The sequence below is a fragment of the Micromonospora sp. KC723 genome, assembly GCF_004348595.1.
Classification (GTDB): domain Bacteria; phylum Actinomycetota; class Actinomycetes; order Mycobacteriales; family Micromonosporaceae; genus Micromonospora.
In genome coordinates this window covers 39,678-52,131 of the sequence record NZ_SMKD01000027.1, presented here as the reverse complement: position 1 = coordinate 52,131, position 12,454 = coordinate 39,678, and the positions used below count along the sequence as shown (strand labels likewise).

Below are 12,454 nucleotides of genomic sequence, written 5' to 3'. Positions count from 1 at the left end.
ACCCCGCCCACACCCCGCTGCGCTGACCCATGATCCGCTCCGATCGCGCCATGCCGGGGCGTCCCTGTCCGCCGATGCCCCGAACGGCGCGATCGGAGTCGACTGAGCAGGTCGACCGGATCAGAGGGCGAGGCGGACGGCAGCCGTCAGGACGAGCTGGGCCAGGGCGACGGGGACCAGGACGAGCCAGCAGAGGCGCTGGAGCTGGTCCTCGCGCAGCCGCGGGTACGCCACCCGCAGCCAGATGATCACGAAGGAGACGGCGAAGACCTTCACCAACGTCCAGAGCCAGCCGAGCTGCGCGTCGGCGAACGGACCCTGCCAGCCGCCGAGGAACAGCACGGTGGTCAGCGCGGCGATCACCACGATGCCGACGTACTCGGCCAGCAGGAAGAACGCGAACCGCAGGCCGGTGTACTCGGTCAGGTAGCCGAAGACCAGCTCCGAGTCGGCGACCGGCATGTCGAACGGCGGCCGGCGGATCTCGGCCAGCCCGGCGAGGAAGAACACGATCATCGCGGGGGCCTGCCAGAGCAACCACCACGGCCGCCACGCCTCGACGATGCCACCGAGGCTGAGCGTCCCGGCCGCCATCGCCACCGAGGCGGCGGCCAGCACCAGCGGCAGCTCGTAGCCGAGCAGTTGGGCCGCCCCGCGCAACCCGCCGAGGAGGCTGTACTTGTTGGCCGAGGCCCAGGCCGACATGAGCACCGCCACCACGCCCACCCCGACCACGGCGAGAACGAAGAAGAGGCCGATGTCCAGCGGCTGCCCGACCAGGTCGCCCGGGCCGAGCGGGATCACCAGCAGCACCAGCAGGTAGGGCACGAGCGCCACCACCGGGGCGAGCCGGAACACCGGCCGGTCCGCCTCGCGCGGCGTGACGTCCTCCTTCTGGACGAACTTGACGCCATCGGCGATCAGCTGCGCCCAGCCGTGGAAGCCGCCGGCGTACATCGGGCCGAGCCGACCCTGCATGTGCGCCATCACCTTGTGCTCGGCCTGCCCGACGACCAACGGCAGGGTGAGGAAGGCGACCAGCACGCCGCCGACCCGGATCACCAGCTCCAACCAGGTCGGCATCAGGCCGTGCCCCCTTCGTCGCCGTCCCCGGAGGTACGCCCCGCACGCGCGCCCGGGGCCGGTCGGGCGGGGCGCTCGCGGGCCGGTCGGGCCGGCGTGCCGCCACGCGGGCCCTCACCCGCGCCGGCCGCGCCCGCCGGGGTGGGCGTGCTCCCCCACTCCCCCGGTGCCGGCACGCCCGGCGGGCGGACCGCGCGACGGCCACCGCCGGCCTCGGACTCGCCCGGCTCCTTCGCCCCCGGCCACGGCTTGGCCACCCGGGAGGCGAGCACGAACTCCTTGCGCAGCGGGTGCCCCTCGAACTCCGGCGGCAGCAGCAGCGGGGCGAGCCCGGGATGACCGGTGAAGTCGATGCCGAACATCTCGTGGGTCTCCCGCTCGTGCCAGGCCGCGCCAGGGTAGAGGCCCACCACCGAGACCACGGACGGCGACTCACGTGGCACCCGGGTACGCAGCAGCACGCCGTGCCGGTGCCGGGTGGACCACAGGTGTGCCACCACGTCGAACCCGGTGGCCAGTTCGTCCACCGCCGAGAGCCAGTCGAAGAAGTCGCAGGCCAACCGGGCGTCGTCCCGGGCCGCCCGCAGCGCGTCGGCCCAGCTCGACGACGGCACGTCGACGGTGGCCCGGGCGTACCCCTGGCCGCCCGAGACCGACGCGGTGGCCTCGACCGGCGCGAGCAGCGCGACCACCCGCCGGCCGACCTCTTCCGGAGTCATGCCGCTGATCCTATGGCCGAGGGACGGTCGCCGTGTCGGGCCGCCTGCCGCGGCGACCGCCGGCCGGCTGCCCGCCGCCGCGCGGGCTTCTGCCGCTTTGCCCGCCGGACGGCCGCCCGGCGGGGAAAGATGAGGACCGTGCGCGCTGTGACTGTGACTCCCGGGGTTCCTGACTCACTGCGGTTGACCGACGACTGGCCGGAACCCGCCGCCGAGGAGGGCGCGATCCTGGTCGAGGCGCTCGCGGTGGGCGTCTGCGGCACCGACCAGGAAATCATCGAGGGTCACTACGGCGAGGCCCCGCCCGGCCAGCAGCAGCTCGTTCTCGGGCACGAGTCGCTGGGCCGGGTGCTGGAGGACCCGAGCGGCACGTTGCGCCCCGGCGACCTGGTGGCCGGCGTCGTCCGGCATCCGGACCCGGTGCCCTGCCCCAACTGCGCGGTCGACGAGTGGGACATGTGCCGCAACGGGCAGTACACCGAACACGGCATCAAGGGGCTGCCCGGCTTCGCCCGGGACCGGTGGCGGGTCCAGCCGAAGTTCGCCGTCGGACTGGACCCCGTCCTCGCCCCCGTCGGGATGCTGCTGGAGCCGGCCAGCGTGGTGGCGAAGGCGTGGGACCACATCGAGCGGATCGGCAACCGCGCCGAATGGAAGCCGCAGACGGCGCTGGTCACCGGGGCCGGGCCGATCGGCCTGCTGGCGGCGCTGCTGGCCACCCAGCGGGAGCTGTCGGTGCACGTGCTCGACCGCGCCACCACCGGCCCGAAGCCAGACCTGGTCCGGGCACTCGGCGCGACCTACCACACCGGAACCGTCGACGAGCTGGACCTCGACCCGGACGTGGTGGTCGAGTGCACCGGAGCGCCGGTCGTGGTGCTGGACGCGATGTGCAAGGTCGGGCCGGCCGGGATCGTCTGCCTGACCGGGGTGTCCAGCGGCGGTCGGACCATCGACTTCGACGCCGGTGCGCTCAACCGGGCTCTGGTGTTGGAGAACAACGTCGTCTTCGGGTCGGTCAACGCCAACCGCCGGCACTGGAACCAGGCCGCCGACGCCCTCGCCCGGGCCGACCAGTCCTGGCTCAACTCGCTGATCACCCGGCGGGTGCCGGTGCGGGAGTACGCGCAGGCGTACACCCCCACCGGCGAGGACATCAAGGTGGTGCTGGACTTCGCCGCCTGACCCCGGCCGGCGGTCAGACCCCCGGCAGCCGGCCGTTGCGGAACACGTCCACGAAGAGCTGGTGGTCCTCCCGCGCCCGGACGCCGTACGCGTGCGCGAAGTCGACCAGGTACGCCACGAAGTCGTCGACGTCGTCCCCCACCGCCGCCACGATCGACTCCTCGGTCGAGTAGTCGACCAGGTCGTGACTGGACTCGTCGTCGGCGACGGAGTGCATCCGGGCGACCGCCCGACCCAGGTGGGACAGGACGCCGGTCAGCTCCTCCGGCTCGTTGACGTCCGCCCAGTCGAGGTCGGCGGCGTACGGGGAGACCTCGGCGACCAGTTGCCCGGCCCCGTCCAGCTCGGTGAAGCCCAGCCACGGGTCCGCGTACGCCTGGAGCGCCCGCTGCGACTCCGCCGTGCGGTGCCCCTGGTGCCGGAAGTAGCCCCGGACCCGCTCGTCGTCGACGTGCCGGGCCACCGCCGGCACCTGCGCCTGCTTCATGTACAGGACGACGTCGTTCTCCAACGCCTGGGTGTGCCCCTCCAGCAGCAGGTTGTACGAGGGCAGCCCGGCCGAGCCGATTCCCACGCCCTTGCGCAGCACCACGTCCTTGACGTGCGCCGCCACCGGACGCAGCCGGTGGGCGGACGCCGGCCGGGTGGACAGGTAGTCCTCGTAGGCCGCGCAGACCCGCTCGCGGGTGACGGCGTCGACCTCGAACACCCCGTCGCCGAGGGAGAACCGCCGCTCGTAGTCGTCGATGGTGGTCTGGGTGGCGAGCAGTTCCACCCGGGTGTTGAGCCGGGCCTGCTGGAGCACCCGCAGCAGCACCCCGTCCGCGGTGTCCAGGGTGATCGAGCCGATGGCGTCGTCCCCGCCGGTGGCGATCGCCCGCAGCTCGGCCAGGTACGACCGGGCGAAGTCGCCGACCAGCCCGCTGATCACCCGGTCGGACAACGCCTTGGCGTAGCCGATCAGGGCGACGCTGGCCGCGAATCGTTTCAGGTCCCAGGAGAACGGCCCGACGTACGCCTCGTCGAAGTCGTTGACGTTGAACACCAGCTGGCCGGAGGCGTTCATGTAGGTGCCGAAGTTCTCCGCGTGCAGGTCCCCGTGGATCCACACCCGGCTGGTCCGATCGTCCAGGAAGCGGTCGTCGGCGAAGTCGCCCCGCTGGTCGGCGTAGAACAGCGACGCGCTGCCCCGGTAGAAGGCGAACGGGGAGGCGGCCATCTTGCGGAACTTGCGACGGAAGGCCGCCGGGTCGAGCGCCATCGACGCGCCGAACTCCCCGGTCAACACGTCGATGATGAAGGCGGAACGCCGCTGGGCGGACTGGGTCATGGACCGCAGGCTAGTCCCCGGCGGCGAGCCGACCGGGCAGGCGGTACGGCGGGTGGATACCCGCCGTACCGCCACCCGACCGCACCGACGGCCGAGATCAGCGCGACGCGCCGCCCGTGGCGGAGCCGCTCCGGTACTGCGAGGTGCCCAGCGGCGTGCGGGCGCAGGTGCGGGTCATGTCGGCGGAGACGGTGGTGGTCGCCCCGGCCTGCACGGCGACCACGGCGGCGTTCCGGCCGGTGACGCCGTACCAGCAGCCCCGCTCCAGGTTCGCGTACTCGACGTACACGTCCTGGCTGCGGTGCCCACGGAGGCTGAACGTGCCGTCCCTGGTGATGTTGGCGTACGAAGCGCTGGCGATGTCACCGGTGCGCGCGTTGTACGTCCAGACGTAGCCGGCGTCGACCACGCCCGCCCCGTCGGTCACCTTGCCGGCGAGTACCCCACCGGTCACCAACCGGGCGTCGACGGTGGCCGTGTCACCCGGGCTGACCTTCGTCATCGTGGCGGCGAACCGGTCGGCCACGTCGCCGGACCACTGCCAGGCGTATCCGCTGTTCGCGTTCGGGGCGAACTCCACCGGCCAGCGGTACGGGCCGAGGGCCTCGATGGTGTAGCGGCCCTCGGAGTTGGCGCAGTTCCTGCCCCAGCTCGCGCCCTGGCCGGGGTGGAAGGCGAAGGGATAGGCGCAGACCCCGGGGACCACCGCGCCGGAGGCGTTGCGGATCGTCCCGGTGATGGTGCCGGGCGGGTCCATCCGGACCGTCGGCAGGGTGACCGTCTCCTTCGCCCTCAGAGTCACCCTGAGGGCCTGGCGCTGGTCGCCGCTGCCCCCGTCCGCGGTGATCCACTGGGCGCCGTAACGCTTCGCGGGCGGGTTGTACGGGTTGGTCGCCTGGTAGGCGTAGAGCTGCCAGCCACCCGGTTCCGTCTCCGCGAACGGACCCACCTCCAGGTGGCCGTCCCCGTCCGAGCAGTACTGGTGCATGCGGGCGGACTGCCCGCCCCACTTCGGTCGCACCAGGCGCACGCAGATGCCGGCGACCGGTTCCCCCGTCGTCGCGTCCCGGATGGCGGTGGCGAACGCCGCGCCGGGCTCAAGGACGAACCAGACGCGGGTGACCTGACCCCGGGTCACCCGGTGGTACTCCTCGGTCTCGTCGATGCCAAAGTACGACGCGCCCCCGCCGACCGACATCTTCCAGTCGCCCGGACGCACCGCCGGTATCCGCACCAGCCCGTTCTCGCCGCAGGCGTTCGCGTCGTTGCCGCCGGTGCGCAGGACGCTCAGGCAGGGCCGACGCACCGGCAGGCCGGTCACCGCGTCGGTCACCCGTGCCTCCACGACCCCCATCGGCAGGAAGCTCTCGTTCACCACGGCGGTCTCACCGTCGGTGAGGGTGAGGACTCTCGCCTCCTCCCTGGTCTCCTTCTGCGGCACCCACTGGTATCCGCGCACGTTGTCGGAAACCGAGATCCGGTACCGGCCGGGCGGCAGGTGCCGGAACGCGAACCGTCCCGCGCCCAGATCCCAGGTGTAGGCGGTGGCCTCGTAGTGAAAGTCCTCGCCGTAGACGGTGACGGTGGCTGCGGCGGCCGCGCCGTACTCGTCGGTGATCGTGCCGGTGATGCCGGCGGAGCCCCGGCTCAGGGTGACGTTCCGCTCGACGAGCTCGCTCGTCGGGAACCAGACGGCGTCGGCGTTGAGGTGGTCGGGGGCCCCGTACCACCACTCGGTACGGAAGCCCGGGGCGTGCATCCGGATCCTGTAGGTGGGCCCGCTGGGCGGGCTGGGGATGGTGTAGCGCCCGGCCGCGTCCGCGCAGTGCTCGGCGACGACATCGGTGGGCGAGGTGTGCACGGCGAGGCACGCGCCCGCGACGGGCGCGCCGTCGGGACCGCTGACGACACCGGTGTAACCGGCCGTGTCGGCGACCGCCGGCCCGGCGAGGAAGGTGACTGTGGCGAGCGCCGCCAGGAGGGCAGCCCCCGTTGCCCGCAGAGATCTCATGACAGCAACATAGCGACAGGCGCCACCATAGAAGATCACCTGGGATCGCTCGGGTACGCCGACGATCGGGCCGGCCCGGATCAGGAGGCCGGCGGACGGACCGGCGGAGCGGTCAGCGAATCCACCGGGCGTGGCGGGCCACCGTCGCGGGGGGCCGTGTCGGCTGGCGGGGCGAGCGGATCGGGCCGGGGCACCCCGCCGACGCCGGACCGCTCGGCGGCGATCTTCTCCTGGAGGCGGAGGATGCCGTGCAACAACGCCTCCGGGCGGGGCGGGCAGCCCGGCACGTACACGTCGACCGGGATGAGCTGGTCGACTCCCTTGGTCACCGAGTACGAGTCCCAGTACGGGCCGCCGCAGTTGGAGCAGGCCCCGAAGGAGATGACGTACTTCGGCTCGGGCATCTGGTCGTAGAGCCGCTTGATCGCCGGAGCCATCTTGTCGGTCACCGTGCCGGAGACCACCATCAGGTCGGCCTGCCGGGGGCCGTGCGCGAACGGGATCACGCCCAGCCGGATGAAGTCGTGCCGGCCCATGCTGGTGGCGATGAACTCGATGGCGCAGCAGGCCAGGCCGAAGTTGAAGACCCAGAGCGAGTAGCGGCGGCCCCAGTTGAGCACGAACCGGATCGGCTCGCCGAGCACTCCCGGCAGCTGCACGACCGCCTCCTCCCCTGTCTCCCACCGGACAGTCAACCACAGCCGCCGGGCGCGACCCGGCGGGCCGGCACACGAAGCGTTCTGCCGGGCGTACGCGCGGTGGGACCGGGTCGCCGGCTACGAGGACCCGCTGGCCTGGGTCCGCCGGGTCGCCTGGAATCTCGGCCAGCCCGACGGCCGGCGTGCGGCTCACCGTCGACGGCCGGGAGGGCACCAACCACCTGCTGGCGGTCGACCACGGCGACGTCGACTCCGACGGGGCCACGGAGACGGTGGCGCTGGTGCGGTGCGCGTTGGGCACCGGTGGCCCGCAGCAGGTGGTCGCCTTCGACCGCGACGCCCGGGGGCGGGTGGTCACGGTCGGGCGGGTGGTGGCGAGCAGCATCGACACACCGCGGTGGCTGATCGCGGTCGACGTACGCGACGACGGTGTGATCCGGGTAGAGGTCGGCGAGATCCATCCCGGTGGAGGCTGGCCGGGCGAGTGGTCGCAGCGGCAGTGGCGGGGTTACCGGTGGGACGGGGACTCGTTCGGGCAGGTGTCCGGGCCGACCGCCTTCGGGCCGAATCGACACCGGGCGGACGTCGCGGTCACCGCCACCGACCTGGTGCTCGCCGACGCGCCCGACGGCTCCCGCACCGGCAGCGTCACCGTCCGGGTCCGCAACACCGGCGACGTGCCGGTGGCCCACGTGGCGCTGCGGATCGACCTGCCGCCGGCGCTGCGCCCCGACGGTGCGGGCTGGGCGGCCTGCGGCAACGACCCGGGGACCACCGCCAGGCCGGTGACCTGTGACCTGAGCCGGCTGGCCGCCGGTAGGGAACACCGGCTCACCCTGAACTTCCGGGCCGCCGCCGGGAGCGAGGTCGGCGAGGGGACGGCCGAGGTGGACGTGCGGCCAACGGACGAGGGGTTCGACTTTCTGCCCGACGTCCGCCCCGGCGACAACACGATTCGGATCGGTTACCGGTGACGGGCGGGGTGCGGGGGTCCGGCCCCCGCACCCCGCCCCGGTCCGGTCGCCGCCCGGCGCCGGCCCGAGCCGGGGTGGGGGCCATTCACCAGGCCGGACGTTGCAGCAGGCTCACGAACTCGACCAGCAGCCGCTCCCGCAGCGCCGGCGGGGCGGCGTCGAGCAGGGTGTTCACCACGGCCATCCGCCGCGGCGCCGGCCCACCCGGGGCGACGGCGTCGGCCGCCCCGGAGGCGGATGTCGCCACGCCCAGACCGAGGCCGGCGGCGAGCCCGGAGACCGCCTCGGGGGTGAGCGCCTTCGGGGTCAGCGAGGTGACCAGCGCCCGCAGTTCGGCCGGGAGCCGGACCGGACCGGCGGACCGGGCCGCCGCCACCGCGCCGGCCAGTGCCGGGCCGAACTCGGCCACCCGGGGCGCGACGGAGGCGGTCACCGTCAGGTGCACGCTGGGCGGCAGGTCGGCGTACCGCAGTTGCGGTTGGGTGTGCCAGCCCCGGGCGGTCAGTTCGTCGACCAGTACGAACAGGTCCAGCTCGGGATCGGTGGTGGTGAAGCAGACCACGGTCGACTCCGGCTCGGCCATCAGCCGCAGACCGTCGACGCCGCGTACCGCCGCGGCGAGGGCGGCCACCGCGTCCCGGGTGGTGGCGGCCAGCCGCAGGTAGCCGGCGTCGCCGAGGTGCCGCAGGGTGGCGTACGCGGCGGCGATCGGGCCGCCCGAACGGGTGGAGGCGAGCACCGGGTTGACCATCGTGTACCCGGGCCAGTCGGCGTACGCGAAGTACTGGGCGGCGCGCAGCGCCGGGTCACGGTGCAGCAGCACCGACACCCCCTTCGGGGCGTACGCGTACTTGTGCAGGTCCACCGAGATCGAGGTGACCCCGTCGACGGAGAGGTCGAACGGCGGCACCGGCGCGCCGAGTCGGCGCAGGTAGGGCAGCGTCCAGCCGCCGAAGCAGGCGTCCACGTGGCAGCGCGCCCCGGCCGCCGCCGCGACCGCCGCGATCCCCGCGACCGGGTCGACGACGCCGTGCGCGTACGAGGGGGCGGAGCAGGCCACCAGCACGGTCTCGGGGCGGATCGCGGCGGCCATCTCGGCGACCGCCGGGCGGAGCGTGACCGGGTCGACGGGGACCGTGTCGAGGGCGACCCGCAGCAGGTGGGCGGCCTTGGCGAAGGCGGCGTGCCCGCTGGCCGGCACCACGATCCGGGGCGCGGCGAGTTCGGGCCGGGCGTCCCTGGCCGCCTTGACGGCGAGGATCAGCGACTCGGTGCCGCCGCTGGTGACGCTTCCCACGACGTCCGGGGCGGCGCTGCCCGGGCCGCCGCCGAGCAGCCGTGCGGCGGCGGCGACCAGCGCGTTCTCCATCGCCAGCAGGGACGGGAAGGCGGTCGGGTCGAGCCCGTTGACGTGGGCGCTCTGCGCGTGGGCGGCGGCGGTCAGCCCGTCCAGCCCGGGCACCGCCGGGTCGTAGACGTAGGCGAAGAGCCGCCCGCCGTGGGTGGGCCGGTCCCGTGCGCGCAGCGCCTGGATCTCGGCCAGCACCTCGTCGGCGCTCCGCCCCTCCTCGTCGATCACGCGGCGTCCTCCGGGTCGGGGTGCAGGGTCCAGCCGCGCAGCAGCAGCACCGCGCCGCCGACCAGCAGGGCGGGTAGCACGCTGAAGCCGAGCAGCACGCCGAGGCGGGCGGTGCCGGACTGGGCCGCCGCGGTGCCGGTGTCGGAGGAGACGTAGCCGGTGAGCGCGAGCACCAGGCCGTAGATGCCCGGGCCGAGGGCCAGCCCCAGGGTCTCCCCCGCCGTCCACAGGCCGGTGAAGACGCCCGCCTGCCGCCGACTGGTGCGCGCGGTCTCGTCGGCCACGCAGTCGGGAAGCAGGGCGAGGGCGAAGACCTGCTGGCCGGCGTACCCGACGCCGAGGAGCGCGACCACCGCGTAGACGGCGGCGGCCGGGAGCACCGGCGCGGCCGCCAGGGCCGCCGCCCCCAGGGCGAGCAGCACCGACGCGGCGACCAGCGCGCTCCGCTTGCCGACCCGGGCGCCGGCCCGGGTCCAGATCGGCATGACCAGCAGCGCCGGCCCGACGAAGCAGGCGAACAGCAGGGTGGGGCCGTTGGCCGGGTCGCGCAGGATCTGGTCGGCGAAGTAGCTGACCCCGGCGAGGATGGTCGCCACCCCGGCGGACTGGATCACGAAGCAGAGCAGCAGCGTCCGGAAGGGCCGGTGCCGGCCGGCGACGGCGAGCTGGCCGCGCAGCGACGGCTCGGTCTCGGTCACCACGCCGGCGGGCGCGGCGCGGGTGCCGAGGAACGCGCCGAGCGCGCCGAGCGCGATCAGCGCGGCCACGAACAGCCCCATCCAGCGGTGCCCGGCGACACCGTCGCCGCCGGCGGTCACCACCATCGGGGCAACCGCGCCGGAGACCAGGATGGCCAGCGCCAGCACCGCGATTCGCCAGCTCATCATCCGGGTACGCTCCGCCGGGTCGCCGGTCAGCTCGGCCGGCATCGCCACGTACGGCACCTGGAAGAAGGCGTACACGGTGGCGGTGGCGAGGAAGGCGACCGCGACGTAGGCCCCGGCGGCCGGCCCGCCGCCGAACGGCGCGGCGAAGATCGCGGCGAACAGGGCGGCCAGCGTCAGGCCGGCGCCGAGCAGCCACGGCCGGCGTGGCCCCCAGCCCGATCGGGTGCGGTCGGAGATCCGCCCGGCGACCGGGTTGACCAGCACGTCCCACGCCTTCGGCAGGAGCACCAGCAGGGCGGCCACCCCGGCGGCCACGCCCAGGGTGTCGGTGAGGTACGGCAGCAGCAACAGCCCCGGCACGGTGCCGAAGGCGCCGGTGGCGAGCGAGCCGAGCGCGTACCCGGCGTGCACCCGGCGCGGCAGCGGCTCCGCGACGGCGGGCGACGGGTTGGCTTCCGCCGGGGGCGCGTCCATGCGGCCGAATGGTACTCACGTTATGACGTGGGTCACATCCCCTCTTCCGGCGACCAGCTCGCCTCGGCCATGTCCACCCCGGCGGGGCGCAGGGGGCAGCCCTCGGCGCGCAGCCGGGCCCGCGCCTCCACCTCGTGCCCGGGCGGCAGCCGGCCGGCCGAGGTCACCACCCGGTGCCAGGGCACCCCGCCGCCGTGCCGGGCCATGATCGCGCCGACCAACCGGGCCGAGGCCCGCCCCGAGCGCTCGGCGAGCGCGTCGGCGACCGCCCCGTACGACATCACCCGGCCCGGCGGGATCCGCTCGACCAGGGCGAGCACCGCCTCGACGTACTCGTCAGGTGTCACGGGCTGCCACGATATGGGAACGCGCCGAGGCGCGGGAGGACCGACCGCGCAGAATGGTCGGGTGCGCGAAGCAGTCACCCAGGCCCGGCGGATCGTCGTCAAGATCGGTTCGTCCTCGCTGACCACCGCCGCCGGCGGGCCGGACGACGCCCGGGTCGAGGCCCTGGTGGACACCCTCGCCGCGCGCGCCGCCGCCGGGTGCGAGGTGGTGCTGGTCTCCTCCGGCGCGATCGCCGCCGGCCTGGCCCCGCTCGGGCTGGCCCGCCGCCCCCGCGACCTGGCCACCCAGCAGGCCGCCGCCAGCGTCGGGCAGGGCCTGCTGATCGGCCGGTACGCGGCCGGCTTCGCCCGGCACCGGCTCACCGTCGGGCAGGTGCTGCTCACCGTCGACGACGTGACCCGCCGGGCGCACTACCGCAACGCGTACCGGACCCTGCGCAAGCTGCTCGACCTGCGCGCCGTCCCGATCGTCAACGAGAACGACACGGTCGCCACCGAGGAGATCCGGTTCGGTGACAACGACCGGCTGGCCGCGCTGGTCGCCGCCCTGGTCGACGCCGACCTGCTGGTGCTCCTGTCGGACGTCGACGCGCTCTGGACGGGTGACCCGACCCAGCCGGGCAGCACCCGGATCAGCGAGGTGCACGGCGAGGGCGACCTGGCGGGCGTCGACGTCGGCGGCGCCGGCCGGGCCGGCGTCGGCACCGGCGGCATGGTCACCAAGGTGGAGGCGGCCCGGATCGCCACCGGCTTCGGCATCCCGGTCGTGCTGACCGCCGCGCCGCTGGCCGCCGGGGCGCTCGCCGGCGAGCCGCTCGGCACGTTCTTCCACCCGAGCAGCCGCCGCCCCGCCGCCCGGCTGTTCTGGCTGGCCCACGCCACCGCGCCCCGGGGTCGGCTGCACCTCGACCCGGGTGCGGTGCAGGCCGTGGTGGGTCGGCGCAAGTCGCTGCTGCCGGCCGGGATCACCGCCGTGGACGGCGCGTTCACCGCCGGCGACCCGGTGGACCTGGTGGACGCCGACGGCGCGCCGGTGGCCCGGGGCCTGGTCAACTACGACGCGGTGGAGCTGCCGGGGCTGCTCGGCCGCTCCACCGGAGAGCTCGCCGCGGCGCTCGGCCCGGCGTACGAACGGGAGGTCGTCCACCGCGACGACCTCGTGCTGCTGTGAGGAGTGGACGGATGAGCGGGCGTCAGCGAACGAGT

11 protein-coding genes are annotated in these 12,454 nt (G+C 74.3%); 3 read left to right on the top strand and 8 right to left on the bottom strand.

Annotated features, from left to right (window positions below; genetic code table 11):
- Positions 1 to 120: 120 nt before the first annotated feature.
- Positions 121 to 1,083, bottom strand: coding sequence for a complex I subunit 1 family protein (locus E1165_RS09250; protein WP_132389706.1), 963 nt, complete (start codon positions 1,081 to 1,083; stop codon positions 121 to 123).
- Positions 1,083 to 1,802: an NADH-quinone oxidoreductase subunit C gene (locus E1165_RS09245; RefSeq protein ID WP_132389704.1), complete on the bottom strand. Its 720-nt coding sequence runs from the start codon at positions 1,800 to 1,802 to the stop codon at positions 1,083 to 1,085. The genes E1165_RS09250 and E1165_RS09245 overlap by 1 nt, the downstream gene beginning before the upstream one ends.
- A 138-nt stretch (positions 1,803 to 1,940) precedes the next feature.
- Between E1165_RS09245 and E1165_RS09240 the strand changes: the two genes are divergently transcribed.
- Entirely contained in the window at positions 1,941 to 2,987 is a 1,047-nt protein-coding gene (locus tag E1165_RS09240; RefSeq protein ID WP_207916796.1) for a glucose 1-dehydrogenase, read from the top strand.
- Positions 2,988 to 3,000: 13 nt separating this feature from the next.
- Here the strand turns inward: E1165_RS09240 and E1165_RS09235 are convergent, their stop codons facing one another.
- From E1165_RS09235 to E1165_RS09225, 3 genes are all read right to left on the bottom strand, one after another.
- A complete protein-coding gene (locus E1165_RS09235; protein WP_132389700.1) occupies positions 3,001 to 4,317 on the bottom strand; it encodes a DUF2252 domain-containing protein in 1,317 nt (438 codons plus the stop codon).
- A gap of 97 nt (positions 4,318 to 4,414) precedes the next feature.
- Complete coding sequence (locus E1165_RS09230; protein ID WP_132389698.1) at positions 4,415 to 6,328, bottom strand: carboxypeptidase-like regulatory domain-containing protein; 1,914 nt, start codon at positions 6,326 to 6,328, stop codon at positions 4,415 to 4,417.
- An 80-nt stretch (positions 6,329 to 6,408) separates the two neighbouring features.
- Entirely contained in the window at positions 6,409 to 6,987 is a 579-nt protein-coding gene (locus E1165_RS09225) for an NADH-quinone oxidoreductase subunit B (protein ID WP_132389696.1), read from the bottom strand.
- 182 nt (positions 6,988 to 7,169) lie between these two features.
- On the opposite strand from E1165_RS09225, the gene E1165_RS09215 reads away from it, so the two are divergent.
- Positions 7,170 to 7,961: a hypothetical protein gene (locus E1165_RS09215; protein WP_132389694.1), complete on the top strand. Its 792-nt coding sequence runs from the start codon at positions 7,170 to 7,172 to the stop codon at positions 7,959 to 7,961.
- Between the two features lie 85 nt (positions 7,962 to 8,046).
- Here E1165_RS09215 and E1165_RS09210 read toward each other — a convergent pair whose 3' ends face one another.
- From E1165_RS09210 to E1165_RS09200, 3 genes are read right to left on the bottom strand one after another with little or no spacing between them, the layout of a single operon-like run.
- A complete protein-coding gene (locus tag E1165_RS09210) occupies positions 8,047 to 9,540 on the bottom strand; it encodes an aminotransferase class V-fold PLP-dependent enzyme (protein WP_132389692.1) in 1,494 nt (497 codons plus the stop codon).
- Entirely contained in the window at positions 9,537 to 10,901 is a 1,365-nt protein-coding gene (locus tag E1165_RS09205; protein WP_132389690.1) for an MFS transporter, read from the bottom strand. Before E1165_RS09205 ends, E1165_RS09210 begins: the two co-directional genes overlap by 4 nt.
- 32 nt (positions 10,902 to 10,933) lie before the next feature.
- Complete coding sequence (locus E1165_RS09200) at positions 10,934 to 11,248, bottom strand: MGMT family protein (RefSeq protein WP_132389688.1); 315 nt, start codon at positions 11,246 to 11,248, stop codon at positions 10,934 to 10,936.
- Between the two features lie 13 nt (positions 11,249 to 11,261).
- Here E1165_RS09200 and proB point away from each other — a divergent pair, with 13 nt between their 5' ends.
- Positions 11,262 to 12,419 (top strand): glutamate 5-kinase, encoded by a 1,158-nt coding sequence (gene proB / locus E1165_RS09195; RefSeq protein WP_132389686.1) that lies wholly within the window; start codon positions 11,262 to 11,264, stop codon positions 12,417 to 12,419.
- Positions 12,420 to 12,454 lie beyond the last annotated feature (35 nt).

Bases quoted from the DNA above. Each gene is read 5' to 3' on its own strand.
- E1165_RS09250 (WP_132389706.1), bottom strand. From the start codon at position 1,083: ATGCCGACCTGGTTGGAGCTGGTGATCCGGGTCGGCGGCGTGCTGGTC.
- E1165_RS09245 (WP_132389704.1), bottom strand. From the start codon at position 1,802: ATGACTCCGGAAGAGGTCGGCCGGCGGGTGGTCGCGCTGCTCGCGCCG.
- E1165_RS09235 (WP_132389700.1), bottom strand. From the start codon at position 4,317: ATGACCCAGTCCGCCCAGCGGCGTTCCGCCTTCATCATCGACGTGTTG.
- E1165_RS09230 (WP_132389698.1), bottom strand. From the start codon at position 6,328: ATGAGATCTCTGCGGGCAACGGGGGCTGCCCTCCTGGCGGCGCTCGCC.
- E1165_RS09205 (WP_132389690.1), bottom strand. From the start codon at position 10,901: ATGGACGCGCCCCCGGCGGAAGCCAACCCGTCGCCCGCCGTCGCGGAG.
- proB (WP_132389686.1), top strand. From the start codon at position 11,262: ATGGGAACGCGCCGAGGCGCGGGAGGACCGACCGCGCAGAATGGTCGG.